17 protein-coding genes are annotated in these 21,623 nt (G+C 47.4%); 4 read left to right on the top strand and 13 right to left on the bottom strand.

What is annotated here, in order from left to right; translation table 11 throughout:
- Positions 1-185: 185 nt before the first annotated feature.
- Positions 186-1,631: a SulP family inorganic anion transporter gene (locus tag NYE35_RS27440; protein ID WP_036680277.1), complete on the bottom strand. Its 1,446-nt coding sequence runs from the start codon at positions 1,629-1,631 to the stop codon at positions 186-188.
- 195 nt (positions 1,632-1,826) lie between these two features.
- Entirely contained in the window at positions 1,827-2,903 is a 1,077-nt protein-coding gene (locus NYE35_RS27445; RefSeq protein ID WP_036680279.1) for a bifunctional 3-deoxy-7-phosphoheptulonate synthase/chorismate mutase, read from the bottom strand.
- Between the two features lie 628 nt (positions 2,904-3,531).
- Between NYE35_RS27445 and NYE35_RS27450 the strand changes: the two genes are divergently transcribed.
- Positions 3,532-4,077: a glutathione peroxidase gene (locus NYE35_RS27450; RefSeq protein WP_038573366.1), complete on the top strand. Its 546-nt coding sequence runs from the start codon at positions 3,532-3,534 to the stop codon at positions 4,075-4,077.
- A gap of 66 nt (positions 4,078-4,143) precedes the next feature.
- Here NYE35_RS27450 and NYE35_RS27455 read toward each other — a convergent pair whose 3' ends face one another.
- From NYE35_RS27455 to NYE35_RS27490, 8 genes are all read right to left on the bottom strand, one after another.
- The gene (locus NYE35_RS27455; RefSeq protein ID WP_036680283.1) at positions 4,144-4,485 is read right to left on the bottom strand and encodes a 4Fe-4S binding protein; all 342 of its coding nucleotides are present in this window, start codon (positions 4,483-4,485) and stop codon (positions 4,144-4,146) included.
- On the bottom strand, positions 4,482-6,092 hold the full coding sequence (locus NYE35_RS27460) for an FAD-binding protein (RefSeq protein WP_094903438.1): 1,611 nt from the start codon (positions 6,090-6,092) through the stop codon (positions 4,482-4,484). The genes NYE35_RS27455 and NYE35_RS27460 overlap by 4 nt, the downstream gene beginning before the upstream one ends.
- Positions 6,093-6,251: 159 nt before the next feature.
- Entirely contained in the window at positions 6,252-7,310 is a 1,059-nt protein-coding gene (locus tag NYE35_RS27465; RefSeq protein WP_038573371.1) for an ABC transporter substrate-binding protein, read from the bottom strand.
- A 47-nt stretch (positions 7,311-7,357) separates the two neighbouring features.
- Positions 7,358-7,690, bottom strand: coding sequence for a 4Fe-4S dicluster domain-containing protein (locus NYE35_RS27470; protein WP_036680289.1), 333 nt, complete (start codon positions 7,688-7,690; stop codon positions 7,358-7,360).
- On the bottom strand, positions 7,687-9,294 hold the full coding sequence (locus NYE35_RS27475; protein WP_036680291.1) for an FAD-dependent oxidoreductase: 1,608 nt from the start codon (positions 9,292-9,294) through the stop codon (positions 7,687-7,689). The genes NYE35_RS27470 and NYE35_RS27475 overlap by 4 nt, the downstream gene beginning before the upstream one ends.
- 24 nt (positions 9,295-9,318) lie before the next feature.
- Entirely contained in the window at positions 9,319-10,206 is an 888-nt protein-coding gene (locus NYE35_RS27480) for an ABC transporter permease (RefSeq protein WP_036680293.1), read from the bottom strand.
- A 35-nt stretch (positions 10,207-10,241) separates the two neighbouring features.
- On the bottom strand, positions 10,242-11,045 hold the full coding sequence (locus tag NYE35_RS27485; protein WP_036680294.1) for an ABC transporter permease: 804 nt from the start codon (positions 11,043-11,045) through the stop codon (positions 10,242-10,244).
- Between the two features lie 106 nt (positions 11,046-11,151).
- Positions 11,152-11,928: an ABC transporter ATP-binding protein gene (locus tag NYE35_RS27490; protein ID WP_036680296.1), complete on the bottom strand. Its 777-nt coding sequence runs from the start codon at positions 11,926-11,928 to the stop codon at positions 11,152-11,154.
- Between the two features lie 326 nt (positions 11,929-12,254).
- Between NYE35_RS27490 and NYE35_RS27495 the strand changes: the two genes are divergently transcribed.
- A complete protein-coding gene (locus tag NYE35_RS27495) occupies positions 12,255-15,485 on the top strand; it encodes an S-layer homology domain-containing protein (protein WP_341122280.1) in 3,231 nt (1,076 codons plus the stop codon).
- A gap of 591 nt (positions 15,486-16,076) precedes the next feature.
- On the opposite strand, the gene NYE35_RS27500 is transcribed toward NYE35_RS27495, so the two are convergent.
- Positions 16,077-17,360, bottom strand: coding sequence for an ArsB/NhaD family transporter (locus NYE35_RS27500; RefSeq protein WP_036680299.1), 1,284 nt, complete (start codon positions 17,358-17,360; stop codon positions 16,077-16,079).
- A gap of 542 nt (positions 17,361-17,902) precedes the next feature.
- Here NYE35_RS27500 and NYE35_RS27505 point away from each other — a divergent pair.
- Positions 17,903-18,988 carry an LLM class flavin-dependent oxidoreductase gene (locus NYE35_RS27505; RefSeq protein ID WP_076104180.1) on the top strand — a complete coding sequence of 362 codons (1,086 nt, stop codon included), beginning with the start codon at positions 17,903-17,905 and terminating at the stop codon, positions 18,986-18,988.
- A 60-nt stretch (positions 18,989-19,048) separates the two neighbouring features.
- Here the strand turns inward: NYE35_RS27505 and NYE35_RS27510 are convergent, their stop codons facing one another.
- Positions 19,049-19,288, bottom strand: a complete 240-nt coding sequence (locus NYE35_RS27510) for a hypothetical protein (RefSeq protein WP_036680302.1) — start codon at positions 19,286-19,288, stop codon at positions 19,049-19,051.
- Positions 19,285-20,292: a TIR domain-containing protein gene (locus tag NYE35_RS27515; protein ID WP_170914300.1), complete on the bottom strand. Its 1,008-nt coding sequence runs from the start codon at positions 20,290-20,292 to the stop codon at positions 19,285-19,287. Before NYE35_RS27515 ends, NYE35_RS27510 begins: the two co-directional genes overlap by 4 nt.
- A 149-nt stretch (positions 20,293-20,441) precedes the next feature.
- Between NYE35_RS27515 and NYE35_RS27520 the strand changes: the two genes are divergently transcribed.
- Complete coding sequence (locus tag NYE35_RS27520; protein ID WP_076104179.1) at positions 20,442-21,590, top strand: N-acetylmuramoyl-L-alanine amidase; 1,149 nt, start codon at positions 20,442-20,444, stop codon at positions 21,588-21,590.
- The last annotated feature ends 33 nt before the right edge of the window (positions 21,591-21,623 follow it).

Consider the following 21,623-nt stretch of genomic DNA (forward strand, 5'->3'; position numbering starts at 1 on the left):
TCAAACTGTATATAATACCGTCCGCGTATAAAGCGGATAAACATTATCCACTTTATACTTTATATTATTTTAAACCCAAAGTAAAACCTTGCTGGCCTTTTCTTTCAGTTAATATCTGCTATAAAAAAAAGATCACGCATACAGCGCAATCTTTTTTGAGGGTATCTGTTATTTTTTTGTATATCCTACTGTAATGATAATCCCACCCGCTGAACCAGCTGTGAGCTCTGGTCATTAAGTCCGGTAATGGTGACTTTTTTGCCATGCTCGGCGTATTTGCTCATCGTCTTCGCTATGGCATGGACAGCGGATTGGTCCCACACATGGGAGTGTGAAAAATCGATAATAATATGATCCGGATCGCTATCGTAGGCGAATTCATGAATGAAGTGGCTTGTCGTGCCGAAGAACAGCTGGCCGGAAACCGCATATGTTTTGGAAGAGGTTGCTTCCTGAACAGTTAGGCGGATCGAAGCTATTTTCCAAGCAAACGTTAAAGCACTTAGCAGAACCCCAAACAAAACCCCAATAGAAAGGTTATCTGTAGCCACCACGGTGACCACCGTCACAATCATAACCAGCGCATCGCTTAGCGGAACACGGGTTAAAGTTTTGAGTGAGCCCCATTCAAAGGTACTGATACAGACCATTATCATTACGCCGACGAGCGCGCCCATCGGGATCTGCTTCACTACATCGCCAAGTACGATAATTAGGAACAATAAAAAGATTCCTGACACAAACGTGGACAGACGCGTGCGTCCTCCTGACTTCATGTTAACCATCGACTGGCCAATCATCGCACAGCCTGCCATCCCTCCGAAAAAACCAGTAACTACATTCGCAAGCCCCTGTCCCTTCGCCTCTCTGTTCTTATCACTACCTGTGCCCGTAATATCGTCTATTAAGGTGGCAGTCATCAGGGATTCCAATAGCCCAACTACGGCCAGTGAAAGTGAATATGGCAAAATAATAAGCAGAGTATCCAGCGTGAACGGGATTTGCGGGAGATGGAATAGTGGCAAAGTTGCTGTAATATTCCCCATATCGCCTACGGTTCTTACGTCCAGATGAAGAGCGATGCTAAGAACAGAAACGATAACGATCGCTACAAGTGCTGAAGGTACGGCTTTGGTAAACCGAGGAACCATGTAGATAATAAGCAAGGTCAGAGCTACCAGTCCGTACATCACCCAGCCTTGTCCTTTAAAATGGGTAAGCTGTGCCATAAAAATCAGTATCGCCAGCGCGTTGACAAACCCTGTCATGACCGGCTGTGGCAAAAACGTGATAAACCGCCCCAGCTTTAGCATCCCCATCAATATCTGAAACACACCAGCCAGTACAGTTGCCGCGAACAGATACTCTATTCCGTGTTCTAGTACGAGACTTCCGACTAACAGAGCCATAGCTCCCGTAGCCGCCGAGATCATTCCGGGTCTGCCTCCGGCAAGTGCCGTTACAATCGCAATACAAAAAGAGGCATATAAACCAACCATCGGACTTACTCCCGCCAGGATCGAAAAAGCGATCGCTTCAGGAATCAGCGCAACGGCTACGGTCATCCCCGATAAAATATCGGTTCGAGTGTTAGAAAACCACCCATTATTTAAGGTAAGCTGCTTCAAAATCTATTTTCCTCCTGTGACTATTAAAATGTGTGGATCTTTTGTCAGAAAAGACCCGGGGCCGGTGCAACGCTAATGTTGCTTATTGTACTCGACCCACCTTAACCTTCACAAAAAGATTAGTTAGACTTGTAAGCGCTTATACACCTCATTTTCTAGCGAATCCTTAAAATATCATGCAAATTCTATATTTCTAGATTACCGGTACAATCCGGAAGCTTTCACTTCATTAAAGAAGGTGTTGAATTCATCAATGTTCAGCTGCTGAGCGGCATCAGACAATGCGGTTGCAGGATCAGGATGCACTTCCACCATAATGCCGTCAGCTCCAGCTGCGAGTGCGGCTTTCGCACATGGAATAAGGATGTCTTTGCGGCCTGTCGAGTGAGTTACATCAACCAATACTGGCAAATGGCATTCCTGTTTGAGAATTGGCACTGCTGAGATATCAAGCGTGTTGCGGGTCGCTTTTTCATAGGTGCGAATTCCACGTTCAATCAGCATGATCTGTGTGTTTCCACGAGACATGATGTATTCCGCTGCATGGATGAATTCATCGAGTGTGGCAGCCAATCCACGTTTCAGCAGCACCGGCTTGTCGACTTCTCCGACCGCTTTTAGCAGCTCGAAATTATGCATATTACGTGCACCGATCTGGATGATATCCACATAATCAAGCGACTCTTCAATATGTCTTGGATCTACAATTTCGCTGATGGTCAGCAGTCCATATTCATTTGCTGCTTCTCGTAATATTCTTAAACCGTCCATTCCCAGCCCTTGGAAATCATAAGGTGAAGTCCGAGGCTTGAAGGCACCGCCACGCATTACACGTACTCCGGCTTTTTGCAGGGCGGCAGCTACGGTGCGAGTCTGCAGTTCACTTTCCACGGAGCAAGGACCGGCTACCATCAGTGAAGAAGCACCGCCAACCGTTACATCTCCCGGCAAAACAATCACTGTATCCTCTTTGTGGCTCTTGCGGGCTACCAGTAAAGTTTTTTTATGATCATCTGTTTGTAAGTCCAGAGAAGCTGAGAAAATTTGTTTGAAGAGGCTACGGATCGTCCCGTTAGTGAAAGGGCCTTTGTTGCTCGCTACGAGCTTATCCAGCATCTGTTTTTCCCGTTCCGGATCAAATTTAGGGACACCTTGTTTTTCTTTAACTACTCCAATCTCCTGAACAATCTTAGCCCGCTCGGAGATCAGCTCCAGCAATTGCCCATTAATTTCATCCAGACGACCTCTAAGAACATCCAATTCCACGTTACTCATTACCCTTCCACTCCCTCTTTTTGTTATAATTTGGAACGCAAAAAGGCCCCCCGTCGCAAGGGACGAGGAGCCGTGGTACCACCCTTATTTAGAATTAACCCGAATACTAGCACAAAGGAATAGAATCTCATGTTCCCCTGACTAAGAATTAATTCTGTCTTTCACCCGGTAACGCGGGGCGCGGGCCTCCCTACTCATACCTGCCACAACCTGTGACAAACTACTTCAGGGGCCGACTCGGAAGTGAACTTCGGCATTAATCGTCTCATGAGGGTGCTCTCAGTCTCCGGCACGCCTTCCCTGTTAAGATCCGCTATAATGCTTACTCTCTTCGTCATAGTCCTTATCTATGTCAGCGCGGCTTTTGCGCTGGTTTCTGCTATCTTAATCAAAAAACGTTCCCGATGCAAGATAATAATGGAACGCAGAGTAGCTTTAACGCAATAAATTTTTTTGACTGATCCATACCCATTATCTATCCTATTCCAACCTGGCAATTACGGTTCCAATTCCTTCAAGCTGTATTGTTTGACAGCGATAATTGAATTGTTTACAATTTAATTATTATAAATATTTCCTGTTCTTTTTCAAAAAGCATAGATAACTTAACTGAAGGGATGTAGCAGCCATGAGCATTTATCAATATTCAGCACGCAGTATTCGGGGAAAAGATATCGAGCTAGAGCAATACAAAGGTAAAGTACTACTGATAGTGAACACAGCAAGTAAGTGCGGATTTACCCACCAATATTCAGATCTGCAAAAGCTTTATGAGCGGTACGAGGAACGTGGCCTCCAAATTCTCGGCTTTCCTTCCAATCAATTTGGAGAGCAAGAACCCGGCAGCAATGAAGAGGTTAATGTATTTTGCCAAATTAATTACGGGGTAACCTTCCCACTCTTTGAAAAGGTTGACGTAAAAGGCGAAGCTAAACACCCTCTTTTCACCTACCTAACAGAACAGGCTGGATTTGAAGGGTTCGATATCAACCATTCTTCAGGAAAGCTGCTGCAAAGCATGCTTGAAGACAAAGATCCAGAGGCTCTGAACAATGACGAAATCAAGTGGAACTTCACTAAATTCCTGATTGATCGCGAAGGCAATGTTGTCACTAGATTCGAATCTACGGTGGACCCGCTGGATATTGAACCAGCTATCGAAGCCCTGCTGTAAGTTTCTAATATATGAAAAATCCGCCTAGCTTTCGGGCGGATTTTTTGGGTTTAAGCCTCTGCTTATTCATGTACGGTACTGCTCGGTAAACACTTCAAAATAAGGAGTCGTATCCCTCTCCGCCATCGAGCCATTCGCACCTGGTCCCCAGCCGATTTCAGCACGCCAGCTTCCCAACGCGCCTGACTGGATTAACGCCTCCTCATTTACACCGATCAGCTGATCCGCCTGTGGTGCCACGTATAAAGCATCTACAGGACAATAAGCTTCACACATGAAACAGGTCTGGCAATCTTCCTGACGGGCAATGACCGGAATCTTCCCCTGCATTTCGAATACGTTCGTCGGACATACTTTCGTACACAGCTTACAACCAACACAACGCTCCAAGCTGATTAATTCGATCATATCGCTTGCCCCTCCTTCAGCGCATTCAGTTCATGAGCATGGGGCACAGCCTCTGTACTGATGCTTATATGTTGAATACCGGATAAGATTAGCCGGTGAGTCTGGCGCGGATCAAGCTCCGGATATTCCGCTAGCTTTTGCAGTCCGCGGGTCTCTTTCCGGGCGAGTGCCGCGGTGTACATCCACCTGCCGACCGCGAGCATAGCCGCGGCTTCACGCGATTGCACGATGCCCTGAACGCTGGCAGGAGCCTGCCCGTTCAAATAGGGCATCAAGGCATTCAGCCGCTTCAAGGCTGAAGAAATGCCTAGCTCGCTGCGGAAATAATTGATCTGCAGCGGCAGGATTTCACGCTGGATTGCCGCGATTAGCGGCTTCACCTCCAGCGTTTCCGAGGCATCGGCGCCAGCCGCCAGCCCGTAGCGTCCCGCTGCGGTCAGCTTGCGGCTGTTCGCCTGTCCTCGGCAGGACAGCGCATGCTGCGCGGCTCCCTGTCCAGCCCAGCTTCCGCTGCACATGGCCCAGGAAGCGTTATAAGCCCCGCCGCCGGAGATAGCGCCGGTCACTTTCTCGCGAGATGCGGCATCTCCGGCCGCATAGAGTCCGGGCACGGTCGTCTGGCAATCCGTGCCGCTCAAGCGCAGACCCCCAGTGCCGCGCATCGTGCCCTCATAGCGCAGGGTGAGCGGGAATTTCTGCTTAAACGCATCAATTCCCGCCCGCTCCAGCGGCATAAAGAAAATCGGATGCGCTTTGCGCAGAAAATCCTGTTTCTCCGCGGTGTCCGCCAGATCCAGCGAAGCGTAAACCGGACCCTTCAGCATCAGCTCAGGAATGCTGCCAAAGGTCCGGTCCCCTCTATGCAACGGATGACCGTCCGCATCATAAAGGGTGGCCCAAGCCAGCATGCGGCCACGTGTTACGGTTCCGTCCGCAAAGCTTGGCGCATATTGGCGGCTGAATTCCATGCCCGAAAGATCAGCTCCCACCTCTGCGGACATCAACAATCCTTCCCCTGTCAGCACGTTGCAACCAAGGCCTTTGCTGAGAAAAGCACAACCTCCGGTAGCCATCACAACGGCATTTGCCTTCACTTCCCAGGACTCTCCTGTCAGGCGGTTGATCCCACGCGCTCCACCAACACCGTGTTCATCGTGAAGAAGTTCCAGCGCTGGTGACTGATCAAGAATTGTGACCCCTGCTTTGCGCACAACTTTTCGTATAATCCGCATATATTCTGGTCCATGGAGATGGGTACGCAGTGAGTTTCCTTCTTCATCCTTCGGAAACGGATACCCCCACTGCTCCACTTGAGCCAGGTTCTGCTCTACCTGATCCAGCACCCGGTGAATCCAGGCATTCTCCGATAAATATCCGCCGGCCTTAAGTCTGGCTTGCACTGCCTGCTCCCGCAGCTCGGCAATGGGAGGGATCACGAGCAACGTTGTTCCACCCGGTGCAGTTGCTCCACTTGTGCCCAAGTAGCCCTTATCCGCCAGGACTACCTTTGCACCTTGCGAGGCTGCACTCCATGCCGACCACGCCCCAGCAGGACCTCCGCCAAGCACGAGGACATCCACTGTCATTTCCTTCTTAAGCTGCGACATCTTTTTTCCTCCTACACCATTAGCTGAGTTAGTTGAACTTAAAAATCACTAAAGGGAGGAGTGGCGGAGAGGCGGCCGAAAATCCAAACATTCACCGCAGTCACTCAATTACCTTTATAGAAGAATCTTAAGTTCAATTAAAGCAGCCTTTAAGCAACTTTATTTCAACTGCCAATCGCTAATATTGAAGTCTTTTTTCGCTAACTTCTCTTCGACGAGGAAGTTTTTGGTACCTTCCAGCAGCTTTATTCCTTCATCAGTGAACGCAGTATCCTTGATATCACTAATCGGATTCACTTGCTTCGCCAGCTCAGGCGTTGTATCTCCGATTTCAGCCAGAAATTGATAATACTCATCCTCATGCTGCTTCAAGTCTGCCAAGGCCTTCTCTCTAGCTTCGTTCCATGCCTTCGGAAAATCAGGGAATTTCGCCAGATAATCCTCAGACACAACTGTTGCGCTAGAACCAAGCAGATTCGGGTGCTTCGAGGCATCATCTAAGTGAGTGTAGCCTTGGTCAATCAGCTTCAGCGCAGGAACGCCTAGATTTGTTGTAGCATCTACATCTCCACGGGCTAAAGCTGCGGTAGCATCAGGAATGAGCATATGCACGAGTTTGTAGTCGGTTACTCCTTCTTCCTGTAGTAATCCAACAACATAGCGGTGCATGAAGGAGCCCTTTTGAATTGCGATAGTCTTACCTTGCAAATCTTTCACCGTCTTGGGCCCATCCTTCTTGCCGATCAAATAACCGATCGTGTTCGCGGAAGATTGTGAAATCAGACGGGTCTTGGCTCCAGAAGCGTAGGCAATAATAGCAGGTGTATCTCCAAGGCTGCCGATATCCAGCCGACCACTAATCAAGGATTCTGTCTGATCCGGACCGTTTGGAAAGCCAGTAAGCTTCACTTCAGTAATGCCGTATTTCTTCAACTCTTCTTGAATAATCCCTTTATAAAAGCCCCAACCCTCTGCGCCGCCAGGCACATTCAATTTGTTGGAACCGATAAACCCAAAGTTCAATACCGCTGGAACATCGCTCGTGGCCTCTTCTCCCGCCTTCTCCGTATTTGATCCCCCGGAGGCAGATGCTCCATTGCCGCCCGTATTATTTCCGCAAGCCTGAAGCACCAGCATGGCCATCATAATTGTAGTTAAAAGTGCAAAACGAATCTTCCTTGAACGTTTCCCTTGAATCTCTCTGTACGCTTGTTTCATTGTTTCTCCCCCTAGGTTTATGCTATTTATTTAAATCTTAATCAAGCTCAGAACCCTGCCCTCGACGCCAATTTATACATAAAGTCATGGCTTGCTACCGGCTGCCTGCCCTTACCCCAGCCTACTTTTTCACGATAACCGCCAAGTAGTCCCTGCTCCTGAAGTTCCGCTTCTGTCACACCAATAATATTCTCAGAGTCTGGTGCAACGTAGAGAGCATCGACAGGACAATACAGCTCACACATAAAGCAAGTCTGGCAATCGCTCTGCCGGGCAATAACAGGAATGCCATCCTCTACCCGTTCGAAAACATTAGTCGGGCAGACAGATACACATTGGTTGCACTCTACACATCTGGCAGCGCTGATCACCTCAATCACGATAGAACACCCTCCTTAGCCACGGCTTCCGTCTTCACCCATACCTGATCTAATCCGCCGCTGATCAAACGATGATGCTGGCCATGATCTGTAGCCTTGAAATCCTCACGCTTATGCATGCCTCTCGTCTCTGTACGAGCAAGTGCAGAATTGTACATCCAGCGGGCTGTTGCGGTCATGGCTTCGGCTTCACGTGCCTTGACCCCTTCTGGCGTGCGTTGAATTTCGCGGCTTCGTTGCTCTTTCCACAACCCATCGAGACGATCTAGTGCAGAAGTCAGCCCTTGTTCTGTCCGGAACAAATTGATGTCATACGGCTTCACCTCAGCCTGTACAGCAGACACATACTCTGCCGTTTGGGCCGCCACTCCCGGCTTCACTTCCTGATGCACCAGTGGTGATGATGATAAGCCGACTGGACTACGCTGCGCAGCGTGCGACCCCAGACTCTGTGCATAGACAGCAGCTCCTTCACCAGCAAAAGAACCTGAAGACATCGCCCACGCCGCATTATGGCTGCCTCCGCCAGTAAAACCTCCGCAAATCAGCTCGCGGGTAGCAGCATCTCCTGCCGCGTAAAGTCCGGGAACACCTGTGCCGCAGCTTTCATCTGTAATATGGATGCCACCCGTCCCCCGAACCGTGCCTTCGAGCCGCAAAGTAACCGGAAACGCATCCTTGAACGGATCAATTCCCTGGCGGTCAAAAGGAAGGAAAAAGTTCGTCTGCGCCACCCGCAGCAGCGGTCTTAAATCCTCTGGTGCCCCATCCAGCTTGGCGTACACCTGATTACCTGCCAACAGATTCCGGGCAATTACAGAACGGCCTTTCTTGGAACCGGCTCCCTCCACAATGCTTCCATCCTCATAATAAAAGCTGGCATAGCTGTAATACGCCGTCTTGGTCACCGAAGAGAACGTAGGGCAGATCGCATAGGCATTGGAGAATTCCATGCCGGACAGATTCGCCCCAGCCTCAGCAGCGAAGAGATAGCCATCTCCGGTCAACACGTTGCAGCCAAGTGCCTTGCTTAGGAAGGCGCAGCCTCCGGTAGCAATGACGACTGCTCCTGCCTGAACAGTCCAGGTTTCTCCACTCTGAGTATGAACTCCAGCCGCTCCAGCTACGCCATGCTCATCCGCCAGGAGTTCCAAAGCTGGGCTGTGATCTAGAATTTTAACGCCTGCCTTTTTCACCAGCCTACGCATTAATTTCATATATTCCGGTCCTTGCAGACTTCTTCGGAATTGATTGCCCTGCTCATCTACAGGGAATGGATAACCGGAAACACCCAGCTTGTTCATATTGGCATAGGTTTGATCCAGCACCCGGTCCATCCAGCGAGATTCAGCCAGCTGACCGCCAAGCGCATAACGACTTGCTTTTGCCTCTTTCCGGAGCTTCTCATCCGGTTTCACATACCAGACCCCCGTTCCCGACGGTGCCGTTGCCCCACTTGAACCGCAGTACCCTTTATCTGCAAGGATTACTTTGGCCCCCTTCGCCGATGCAGTAAGGGCTGCCCACGTTCCTGCCGGACCTCCTCCGATAACGAGCACGTCTGCCACCAAATTCACCGATCCTTTTTTGACCGATCCACTCATATGTTCAAGACCTCCTCAGTTTGTTTAGCCTTCGTAACTATCGCGCCAGAACAGGAACTTTCGTTCAATAATCCGGAACAAGGAATCGATCAGCTTACCGACAATTGCGAAAATAATAATGCCTACGAATACAACCTCTGTATTAGAGTTCTGCTTCGCTTCATTGATAAGAAACCCAATACCTGACTGTGATCCAATAAGCTCTGCTACAACCAAACCAATCCAAGCTACAGCCAGCGACAACCTTAGCCCTAACAAAATTCCAGGCAGCGCCGCCGGGAGTATAAGCCTGCGCAGCTTCTGATATGGACTGAATCCCAATACACGAGCTACTTCGAACAATTTATTGTCCACATTGCGGATGCCCATAAACGTATTAATATAGAGCGGAAAAAATGAGCCTGTCATAATGATCACAACTTTAGATATCTCTCCAAACCCGAACCAGAGAATAATGAGCGGCGCTATAGCTAAATGGGGAACAAGCCTAAGCACTTGTACGCTAGGATCGAGCACATATTCTACACTGCGAAACAAGCCAGTCAGTACGCCGAATAGAAGACCCAACACACCTCCAATAAGAAATCCGATGCCCGCCCTACCCATGCTGACACCCAGATGATGAGTTAACTCTCCAGTAACCAACAAGTCGGTAAAAGCTCTTGCAATCGAAAGCGGAGTCGGCAAAAAGGTTGCTGAGACCAGCCCCGTACTCCCTGCCAGCTGCCAAAGGACTAACGTCACCACCGGGATAATTGCACCCATTCCCCAATCAGAGAGCAAGGGTTTCCATGCAACTTGTATTGCGGGTTTCTTCGGTGTCTTCTTGGATAAAGGAGCTGTGCCGCTGCTATCCAGCGTTTCTCTGGCTCTTTTAGTATTTTTGATAATAGCTTCTACTCCATCGCTCATGGTGCATCCCCCTTTTGTTTAATGAGCGTTCAAGGTTATCCGCGATAACTGTCTTGCCATCTCAACAACCGTCGTTCAATGTAACGGACAATGGAATCACTCAACAATCCAGCTACGGCAAAAATAATAATTCCCACGAACACCACTGGTGTGTCCGCGAATTGACGCGCATCGGACATCATGTATCCAATGCCTGAGGTAGATGCAATAAGCTCTGCCACTACTAACCCCAGCCAAGAAAGCCCTAGAGAGAGACGAACTCCAAGAATAATGTTCGGCAGCGCTGCTGGAAGTACTAACCTGCCAATCTGCTTCAACCGGCTGAAGCCAAGTACCCGGGAAACTTCAAATAGCTTGTTATCCACGCCGCGAATTCCCATGAACGTATTAATATAAAGTGGGAAAAAAGCTCCCTTAGCAATCAATAGCACCTTCGACTCCTCACCGATCCCGAACCATAAAATGAACAGCGGTACTACCGCCAGACTGGGAATCATACGGATCATTTGCAAGGAGGGATCTAACAGCTTCTCCGATCTACGGAACAGACCTACGAGAAGTCCTAACAGCAGACCCAGTCCACCACCTAGCAGGAATCCAGAAAAAGCTCTGATCAAGCTGATCCTAAAGTTCGGCCACAAATCGCCTGAAGCCGCTAAAGTTACAAAAGATTCCGCAATCGTATACGGCGTAGGGAACAGCATCTCCGAGATCATTCCATAATGCCCGAGCGTCTGCCACAGAATCAGCACACTGCCCGGCAGCAAAAGACCAAGTCCTAGTGTTGCCACCTTTCCGGGTCTTCCGGAAGTTCTTATGGCTACAGCCCGATTTGTCATACTTTGAACCCACCTTTTTTCAGCTTTACAATCACTTTAAATAAACAGAAAGAGACCCTCGAATAGTAATGCCTTCGAAAGTCTCCATGGGTATGGTCGACCTATTTTATATTCCGGCTCCGTCTGTAAGCTCTAGCTCATCTACCTTTTCAAAATAATTCAACACCTTCAAACGCAGCTCTTGAAAGGAGGTCGTTGTTTTTTTCCGTGGATACGGTAAATCTATCGGTACAATTTTACGTATTTTCCCGGGACGTGGCTCTAGAATCACTACTCGATTACCCAAGAACACAGCCTCATCAATATCATGCGTTACAAAAATCATGGTTGTTTGGTTAGCCCGCCAAATGTCCAGCAATACCGTCTGCATATGGGCCCGAGTGAATGCATCCAGTGCACCAAACGGTTCGTCCAGCAGCAGTATTTTTGGATTGCGCAGAAGTGCACGAGCTATTGCTACCCGCTGGGCCATCCCTCCCGACAACTCGCGGGGATAAGATTTCTCAAATCCATTTAGCTTCACCAGATCAATCAATTCATCGACCTTCCGCCTGACTTCCTTGTTCCCTAGCGGTAAATCAGAGGCAATATTCTTCTCAACGGTAAGCCAGGGAAAGAGGCGATGCTCCTGAAAAATAAAACCCTTATCGATCCCAGGACCCCCAATCTCCGCCCCTTCCAGGGTGACGCTGCCAGTGTACCCGCTATCCAGACCGGCTACGATGCGTAATAGTGTACTTTTTCCACAGCCGCTGGGGCCGATGACTGTAATAAATTCGCCCTCCTGTACATGAAGATCTACATTATGGAGTGCTTGAACATGACCACCGGCAGACTCAAAACGTTTATTTAGGTTCGAAATAGACAGCAACGCTTCTCCCACCTTGACCCCTCCTTTAATCTGTCTGGACAAAAAAACAGAGGCATTGCGTTTTTACATTCGCAATACCTCTGTAGGAACAGTCGGCAATCATTATTCAAAGTAAATCAATTGGAATTATAATATTTAAAATATCATCGATTTTATAAGCTGTCAACAAAAAACAAGCCCTTTTATGGAACAGAAGTGGAGTTATTTCTAGTTCATAAGTTAGAAAAGCAATGAATTAAATCACTTTTAGTAGGATGAAAGTATTAAAAAACCTCACTTTTGCGTCGATATAATGAAGTAAGCTTATGACAAATTGGTTCTAAGGAAGGGGCTTTTGCTTGAAAAGCATATCATTAAAATGGGGAGCAACACTTGTTGCCCTTAACACCTTGTTCGGTGGTACTCTCTATGCATCTGCAGCTGAAATCACTCCACCGTTCTCCGATTTAACCGAAATACAACAGACGAAAAGTGCCGCAATCCTCGAGGCTGCTCGTCTAGGCTTGCTTAAAGGCGATCCCAACGGACAATTCAGACCCACTGCGACAATGACTCGCCAAGAGCTGGCAGCCATTTTAGCGAAGACCTTAAAGCTAGATTCCTCAGTAAACTCCGCTTCTTCCTTTAGAGACGTATCTGATTCCAGTTGGAGTGTGTCCGCTATTGAGGCTGTTAAAAAGGCAGGATTTATGGAGGGTGATCTTACAGGTGATTTTAATCCATCCAGACCTGTAACTAGAGAAGAGCTTGCAGTTATATTTGTACGTGCCATCCGCGGAACTGGAGCGCAAGGCGGACAAGCCAACAAGATTAAGGACGAATCCACAATTAGCAATTGGGCAAAAGAGTATACCGATGTCGCATTACGCCTTAAACTTATAGACTCTCCCGAAGATATGTTCAGCCCCAAAGGTACTGTTCAGCGGCAGGATATGGCTTCTTTTCTGCTGAATATTTTTAAAGAAGAACAACAAACTGCAACGATCGACAGTATAGATGGGGATTTCGTAACGATCAATGGCACGCCTTACCTCATTGAAGGTAAACTCAAAGAATTAATGGGTGATAACAACCATGATGCTTTAAGAGGAGCTGTCCTTAAGTTCAATTCCTTGAATCGTCATGTAGATGGTTTGCAAGAGCTTGAAATTGTACAAAAAGGGGTTCAACTAAATACCTCCGGCTTACCCTCCGGTTCTTTGCTCAATATTTCTGGAAATGATGTTGTTATTAAAGGCAATGTTACCGGTGATTTGAAGATTAAAAATGGCGTTTCGAGTATAACTTTTCAGGGCCAAATTGGGCAGATCATTGTGGATTCTATAACTCCAGTTACTATTCATGGTAGCGGTTCCCTGCAAACCTTAAAAATAGTTGAAGGCGGCGCTAAGATCACCATCGATCCCTCCTTGTCTATTCAAAATCTGCAGTTGCCTGGCAACAGTCTGCCTTCACATTTCATAACAAATTACACAGCCATTCAAGATAATATCCAAACGGTTCAAAATACATCTGGAGCCGTTGCTCCTGCGTATACTTCGTCCACGTCTGCTAACGCCGCCGTGAGCGATCCGACTCCTGAGCCTACTCCGGCACCGACTCCTAGTCCGACTCCGGTGCTGACTCCGAGCCCTACTCCGGTAGCCACTCCTAGTCCTACTCCGGCGCCTACTCCGAGCCCTACCCCGGTAGCGACTCCTAGTCCTACTCCAGTCGCGACTCCGAGCCCTACTCCGGTCGCGACTCCTGAGCCTACTCCGATAGCGACTCCTAGTCCTACTCCGGTGGCGACTCCTGAGCCTACTCCGGTCGCGACTCCTAGTCCTACTCCGGTAGTGACTCCTAGTCCTACTCCGGTGCTGACTCCTGAGCCTACTCCGGTACCGACTCCTGAGCCTACTCCGGTGGCCACTCCTAGTCCTACTCCGGTCGCGACTCCTAGTCCTACTCCGGTGGCGACTCCTGAGCCTACTCCAGTCGCGACTCCTGAGCCTACTCCAGTCGCGACTCCTGAGCCTACTCCAGTCGCGACTCCTGAGCCTACTCCAGTCGCGACTCCTGAGCCTACTCCAGTCGCGACTCCGAGCCCTACTCCGGTCGCGACTCCTGAGCCTACTCCGATAGCGACTCCTAGTCCTACTCCGGTGGCGACTCCTGAGCCTACTCCCGTAGCGACTCCTAGTCCTACTCCGGTAGTGACTCCTAGTCCTACTCCGGTGCTGACTCCTGAGCCTACTCCGGCGCCGACTCCGGTGAACCATGCACCAGTCGCGCAAAATAATATTGATCCAATATCTGCTCTGATCACAAACGGTGTCCAAAACGTCGACATCAGTAATGTGTTCATTGATCCGGACGGCGACCCGCTTACATTCGCAGCTGCATCCTCTGACGCTAGCGTTGCCACTGTATCTGTAAATGGGAATCATCTCAACCTTGTGCCGGTCAATTCAGGTACGGCCATGATTACAATAACAGCAATGGACGGCCAAGGTGGCGTTAACACTTCTACTTTTGTATTCACTGTAACGTCTAATCAGCCACCAATTGCGATATCTGGAATCACTACTCAACTCTTAACACCAGGTATCACGGCACCACGTATATTTGATCTGGCCCAGCTTTTTCAAGATCCAGACAATGACATGCTTACTTATTCAGCTTCTATAGATAACGTAAATGCTGGTACACTTAGCCTTAATGGCAACACTCTGACGGTAACTCCGGCAGCTAATAGTTCAGCTAGTGGTTTAGTGACCCTCACAGCAATGGATAATAAAGGAGGTTCAACCACCTCAACTTTCACCTTGATTACAGCCCAGCTTGTAAACAACGGCTTTGTGCCAATAACCACCAAGCAAGGTGTGTCCAATATTTCCTTCGATATTTCCAAGCTGATTCCTAATCAGAGTCAATTTAAAGTGTATACAGAAAGCAGCACAGGTTCATTGAGCGGACCTGCAACTCTGAATGGAGCTATATGGAATGGTCCTACAAGTCCAGGAACGGTATGGATAGTAGGTTCTGATGGCAAAGCGGTTGTATTATCTATAAGTGTGGCTTCACAGGGTACCTCCGAGCTATTCTTCTCAGAGTATCTGGACGGCGGTGACGGCAGAATCGCAGTTGAGCTGTACTATAAAGGAAATGGTAATCCCGCAGGAAAAGCAGAAGGTTACACCCTTGAAGTCCACCAATTTATGAAAGCCACCCAAACCAAACAGGTTTATTCCCGGCCATTATTTCCTGTATCTGTAGCAATGCCGTATATGTTTATAGATTCTACTTTTGGGGACGCATTTGATTTAATGAATATCTCCTATTACAATGATGAGCTGAGTCTTTATAATCCAAAAACATATAATATTACAGCATTAGTACTGAAGAAAAACGGCCAAATCGTAGATGTTCTCGGTGACCCTACCTCTACTCAGCAATTCCTCTCCACAGGTGGAACTATTGTCCGTAAATCTGGTATATACACTGGATCACAGCAGTATTCACTTGAGGGCGAGTGGAATCAATATCCCAAAGGAAGTTACCAGTATTTTGGAAGTCATACTCCTTAAGCAGCCCTTTCTACTGTAAAAAACAAGCAGGCAGTAAGCCTCCAGATATTGGAGAATCACTGCCTGCTTGTTTATCTGCATTGCGTAGCGTTAAGTCGACTTTGGGTAAACCTCGGAATAACTCCTCCGGATCCCCCGTATATTTTAATCGCCGAATCTAGATCAAATCTTTGATTTAGTTGCATTCTGTACACTTATTTCGTATAAAAAAGGGGTTGTCCTAAATATAACTGTATTCTATACAATTAAAATCCAGAAAAACCACCTTTAGCTGAGGGAATCATGAAAATAAGTGTACTGAATACAGCTATTTTTTGGGGACAATTTATTCGATGAGTTATAACTGTACAAAATACACTTATATGCTCCCACCGTCACTTCAACATATGTTCACCGCTTCAACATCTGCATTTTGCCTCCACTTGTTACTTATACTCCTGCATCTTCTTCCACTTCCTCTACTTCCTCTACTTCCTCTACTCCCTCTACTTCCTCTACTTCCACTACTCCTTCTACTTCCTCCACAACTTCTACCTGCCGTTTCAAAATATCACTTCAAGCATATTACTCCCTGGCTCTTAGTAACGCTGCTTACATCAGATATCTTAAATATAAATACACGCTGGAGATCACAATGGACAACAGCATCAAAGGAAAACCGACCTTCAAATACTTCATGAACGTAATCGGGTACCCCTCTTTACCTGCCAAACCCGCTACGATCAAATTAGCACTCGCACCAATCAATGTGCCATTGCCACCCAGACAAGCCCCTAAGGCCAAACTCCACCATAACGGCTCCAAATTGCTGATCCCCATATTGCCCATCTCCTGAATCAGAGGGATCATAGTTGCTACAAAAGGAATGTTATCCAGAAATGCTGAGGTTATGGCGCTGACCCATAAAATCATCATTGAGCTCATCAGCACATCACCATTCGTTATTTCAATCGCTTTTGCAGCCAGCTCTGCAATCACACCTGTCTCTACAAGCCCTGACACCAACACGAACAGTCCGATAAAAAAGAAGATCGTAATCCACTCCACGCTGTGAAAAGCTTTTTCCAGCATATGTTCCCCTCCGGTCAGCAGCAGCAGTAAAAATGCACCGGCCAGTGCAACTGTAGCGGACTCCAAATGTAACGCCTGATGTAAAAAGAACCCGGCAATCGTAATTGCCAGTACGATCAGACATTTTCGCAGCAGCTTATGATCCGTAATCATAACCTTCTCATCCATGTCCATGATGCTCTGCTGCAATTCAGGTGTGGTTTTAATTTGTTTACCGAACATCAATAACAGCAGCGGGATATACGCCAAAACAATGATGATAATCACGGGTGTCAGATTGCTAATAAAAGCCATGAAGGTCAGCTCCTTAACAGCACTGCCAATCATGATATTAGGCGGGTCTCCGATCAAGGTTGCCGTTCCGCCTACATTAGATGCGATAATTTGTGACATCAAAAAAGGCAGCGGATGTATGCGCAGTTGTCTTGTAATACTGAAGGTGACTGGCACCATAAGCAGCACTGTCGTCACATTATCCAAAAAGGCTGAAGCCACTGCGGTAATCACAAACAAAGCAATCAGTATTCTTTTCGGCTTCCCCTTCGCCAACTTAGCTGATTTCACAGCTGCGTATTTAAAGAGCCCCGTCTCTGCGGTAATCCCTACAATCATCATCATTCCTACAAGCAATCCTATAGTATTAAAATCGATGTGCTGCAGTGCCGTCTCCTGATCCACAATGCCCATCGCTATCATGACGATAGCGCCTAACATCGCCAGAATGGTACGGTGAATCTTTTCGGAAATAATAAGTCCATAAATCAGCAGAAAAATACCTATCGCCCAAACCGCTTGCTGTTCCATAATATCCCTCGGTCCTTCTATGTAATTTGGTTAACTTACAGTCTACTCATCATATAACCTTATTATCATAAAATAGATTTGTATTTTTCGCACTGGGATTGTGGAATCATTCCACTAAAAACGACTCTGCCGGATGGTTATCGGAGAGCCGTTGTGGCTTCGATTATTTCATTTTCAGAGCCTGAGGCTCCTTGAAAGCAGTTAACGTCCCTTTACTCTGCACAATAATCATACCGTTTAGATCAATAGCAACCAATTTCCCATCGGTCTGGGCTACATACATGTCATGTCCCAGGCACCAAACTCCTCCTCATATAAGTAACTGCCTCATTTGGATAGATTCTTAAAATCAAATATAATAACATCAGACGAGCAGGATATAACCCTTATGGATTATTATTCCATTTTGTCAAAAACAACAGAATAAATCAAAACATTTACTCACAAACTTACATTTTGTAAGTCATTGTGTTATAATAATCACATTCCTCCATACACGGACAGGCTTTAGCAAATATATGAATAACAAGGGGTTTGTGAGCATGAGTAACGAAGCAACCGCAGCACCAGCATCCGATTTTGAATTTGGTATCTATACCTTAGGAGACATCGTAGCGGATTGTCATACAGGGAAGAAGATCAGTCCAAAACAACGTCTCGACGAAGTTGTAGCTGCAGCTAAGCTGGCAGATGAGGCGGGACTTGATGTATTTGGTGTAGGTGAGCATCATCGTCTTGATTTTGTAATTTCTTCGGTGCCAGTCGTACTGGCTGCCATTTCTCAGGTTACTAACAGAATTAAACTAACGAGCGCAACAACCGTATTAAGCACCATTGATCCTGTACGGGTGTTCGAGGATTTCGCCACACTTGATTTGCTGTCGAATGGACGTGCAGAGATTATTGCGGGGCGTGGTGCTTTTGTGGAGTCTTTTCCGCTCTTCGGGTATGAGCTTGAAGATTATCACCGTCTATTCTCCGAGAATATCAATTTACTCTTGGAGCTTAACAAACATGAAGTTATGAACTGGGAGGGCTCCTTCCGTTCATCGCTGAAGGATTCGGAGATTGCTCCACGTCCATTACAGGAGAATCTTCCACTCTGGATTGGTGTAGGCGGTTCTCCAGAAAGCGCGGAGAAGGCCGGGATGCTCGGGACCGGAATGGCTATCGCCATCCTAAGCGGCAGTCCAGAGCCTTTTCAAGAGCTTGCCGCAACCTATCGGCGTTCCGGAATTCAAGCAGGACATGCACCTGAGGATCTAAAGATTGCGATCACTAGCCACGGCTACATTGCTGAAACCTCACAGCAGGCGTTGGACGAATATTACCCTTACTACTATAGTTACCGTAACTCTATCAGTCCAAAACCGGGTCAAGAGTACAAGGTGTCTCGTGATGACTTTGGGCAATATGTATCTGCTGATAACACGATGGCTGTGGGCAGCCCGCAGCAAATTATCGAAAAAATTCTCTATCAGCATGAGCTGTTCGGTCATAGCCGCTTTATGACTCAGCTCGATATCGGCGGCCTTCCTTACGCTAAGGTAGCCAAAGCCATTGAGCTTTTGGCAACAGAGGTTGCACCTGTCGTACGGCGTGAGATCGCCAAGAAGAACAACCGTTAGAATGGAATACCAAAAAGGGGCCCTCAAGCCAATGGCTGAGGCCCCCTTTTTATAAAAAAATCACGCAAAGGATGGTTTATTATTATCTACTTTTCCGCTGATAAGCTTCTTATACTCGTCGTCTCCGCCGTCCAAAGAAGGTGCAGTATAAATCTGAGCTGAAGCTGGCTGCTGAGCAGAATGACTCGAGCCTGCTTTTCTTTTGGTGCTTTTGTCATCGCCGCCTGCACTCCTGCTCCCACCACTCGCAGATCGGAGAACAGCATCAGATAAGCTGTTAATACCTTTTATTCTCTTCATGCTGAATCCTCTCCTACTAAATGATTGATGGTACGGAATAAATCCTGATTATTCCCAACTACCGCCTTAAGATCATCTGCAGATAATCCATCACTTCCTGAGAAATGAACGGAAAGAACATACTTCTTACCTAGAGGATAGCATAGGATATATACCTCTGCAACTTCCGTGCGTTGAAAAAAAGTCCATTTACTCGATAAAAATGCATCTACCACACTAGGCTGCTTCTCATTCCCTTTCGTTACAGACAAGGGATAGGAGTGACCGCGTCCGACATTCCCCCCCACCTGAACTAGTTGTTCCTTCGCTTGTGCCTGCCAGATAGCTGCACCGATTACACGACAATGCTTCGGAGGTAAAAAGGAATTGCGTATCGCCTCACTAAGTGCGTGATACTTCTCTCCATTCTCGGAGATGGTCACATTACTATTATATTGCCAAAAAAAATGAAGGATACTTTCCTTGCGCCTTAAATCCATCTTTAGCTGCTCTAAATCTTTAAGCGGGTCACGGAATCTTCCACGCTCTTGAATACTATCAATAATCTTACCACAGCTCACATCCACAGCAGCCGTAGGATTATCGTGATGCACTTCATACTCTAACGATGTAATTCCTGCTAAATCAGATAGCAGATGATATTCTTCTACATTTTCTCCAGGGATCAGATCATCACGCGCAGTTACCTGATCAGGTACTAGACAAAAAACACGGCTGCGCCGCAATCTAGCCCAAAACAAACCCATTTCAAACCCCGTATTATCGCGGGTCACATAATAATATTTACCACGGATTTTGGCGACATCATCTGGCGAGAACACAAATACGGCAAAATCGCTCTCATCCAAATTTCTCTCCAACGCCTCCATGGTGTATTCATTCGCACGAAAAGCGTTGGCATACCAAGGATGCACTTCAGCATCCCTCTTCAGCTGCTCATGAATCGCTCTTGCATAACGTATAGACTCCCTGGAAGATCCAATGAATAGCTTTGGTTTAGTCACGGCAATGCTCCTTCATCCTCTTTCCCGATATGTAATAATTATACAAGTCTTTAGACCACCAGAAAAGAGGCCTTATTCTCAAAAAATATTATTCTAAACCTCGTAAATTGGGTAAGGAATTACGACTACTCTCAAAAAGCGAGGATACTATGAACAAAATGATAGGTGTCACCCTGCTCACAGCTTGCCTTTTGGGTATAGCAGCGCCACAGTCTGCTGAAGCAAAGACAGCAGCAGGAAGTTATACCGCACAGGTATATGCGAGTTCTTTAAATGTACGCGATGAACCGGCTAAGAATGCAACTGTTGTAGGATCAATTAAGAATGGGGCTCGGGTTACTGTGACTGATGAGCAGCACGGATGGTTAAAGGTTAAGGCGGGGAGCACCTCTGGCTGGGTAGCGGGTTATTACCTAAAAAAGGTGAACAGCAACTCCCTGCAATCCAGCGCTTCTGGAACGTCTATTGCTACTAAAACCAATACTGCCTCGTCAACATCAGCCAATGCTTCTAGTAGAACTTCAAAGGCTACAGTCACGGCTGATTCTCTACGCATCCGAAGTGGCCCAGGAACACAATATAAGGTGCTCGGTTCTTTAAAAGCCAAGGATACAGTCACTCTCCTTCTTCATCAGAACGGCTGGGCTCGAATTCGCACAGCCAGCGGTGAAACTGGTTGGGTGGCAGAGCAATATATCCGAAGCGGAAGCACACCAAGCAGTACAAGCAGCATAAGCACCGTCCAGCATAAAGGCGGACTACGAGGAAAGCTGATCGTCATCGATCCTGGTCATGGCGGCAGTGATCCGGGCATGCTCGGCACTACATATAACACCATGGAAAAGGATTTGAATCTGCACACTGCACTTTATGTCCGGGATGCTCTTGTTGCTAAAGGAGCACGGGTAGAGATGACTCGCACCCGAGACGATCAAAAGCCCACGTTAGCACGTCGTGTTCAGATGAGCCAAGCCCTGCGTGCTGACGCTTTTGTAAGCGTTCATTATAATTCTTCACCTAAAAATGTGTCCGGAACGTTGACCTTCTTTTATTCAGAAGCGGATGATTTGAAGCTCGCGCGGGCGATTGAAACCCGGCTGGGGCAAGGCATCGGTCTGAAGAGCAACGGGTTGTCCTTTGGCGATTATCACATCCTAAGGGAGAATCGGATTCCAGCTACCTTGGTCGAGCTTGGATTCCTTACCAATCCTATAGACGAGTCCATTGTCCGCAAGACCTCCTATCAGAAAAAAGCGGCTAAAGCCATCGCCGAAGGCGTAGCAGATTATTTTAAATAACTGGCTGGAACAACCCTCCAAAAAAAAAGCCCG

This window comes from Paenibacillus sp. FSL L8-0494, from assembly GCF_038003695.1.
Taxonomy (GTDB): domain Bacteria; phylum Bacillota; class Bacilli; order Paenibacillales; family Paenibacillaceae; genus Paenibacillus_AQ; species Paenibacillus_AQ odorifer.

Excerpts from the sequence above, each read along its gene's own strand:
- NYE35_RS27445 (WP_036680279.1), bottom strand. The coding sequence starts at position 2,903 with ATGAGTAACGTGGAATTGGATGTTCTTAGAGGTCGTCTGGATGAAATT.
- NYE35_RS27450 (WP_038573366.1), top strand. The coding sequence starts at position 3,532 with ATGAGCATTTATCAATATTCAGCACGCAGTATTCGGGGAAAAGATATC.
- NYE35_RS27455 (WP_036680283.1), bottom strand. The coding sequence starts at position 4,485 with ATGATCGAATTAATCAGCTTGGAGCGTTGTGTTGGTTGTAAGCTGTGT.
- NYE35_RS27460 (WP_094903438.1), bottom strand. The coding sequence starts at position 6,092 with ATGTCGCAGCTTAAGAAGGAAATGACAGTGGATGTCCTCGTGCTTGGC.
- NYE35_RS27465 (WP_038573371.1), bottom strand. The coding sequence starts at position 7,310 with ATGAAACAAGCGTACAGAGAGATTCAAGGGAAACGTTCAAGGAAGATT.
- NYE35_RS27475 (WP_036680291.1), bottom strand. The coding sequence starts at position 9,294 with ATGAGTGGATCGGTCAAAAAAGGATCGGTGAATTTGGTGGCAGACGTG.
- NYE35_RS27480 (WP_036680293.1), bottom strand. The coding sequence starts at position 10,206 with ATGAGCGATGGAGTAGAAGCTATTATCAAAAATACTAAAAGAGCCAGA.
- NYE35_RS27485 (WP_036680294.1), bottom strand. The coding sequence starts at position 11,045 with ATGACAAATCGGGCTGTAGCCATAAGAACTTCCGGAAGACCCGGAAAG.
- NYE35_RS27500 (WP_036680299.1), bottom strand. The coding sequence starts at position 17,360 with ATGGAACAGCAAGCGGTTTGGGCGATAGGTATTTTTCTGCTGATTTAT.
- NYE35_RS27505 (WP_076104180.1), top strand. The coding sequence starts at position 17,903 with ATGAGTAACGAAGCAACCGCAGCACCAGCATCCGATTTTGAATTTGGT.
- NYE35_RS27510 (WP_036680302.1), bottom strand. The coding sequence starts at position 19,288 with ATGAAGAGAATAAAAGGTATTAACAGCTTATCTGATGCTGTTCTCCGA.
- NYE35_RS27520 (WP_076104179.1), top strand. The coding sequence starts at position 20,442 with ATGAACAAAATGATAGGTGTCACCCTGCTCACAGCTTGCCTTTTGGGT.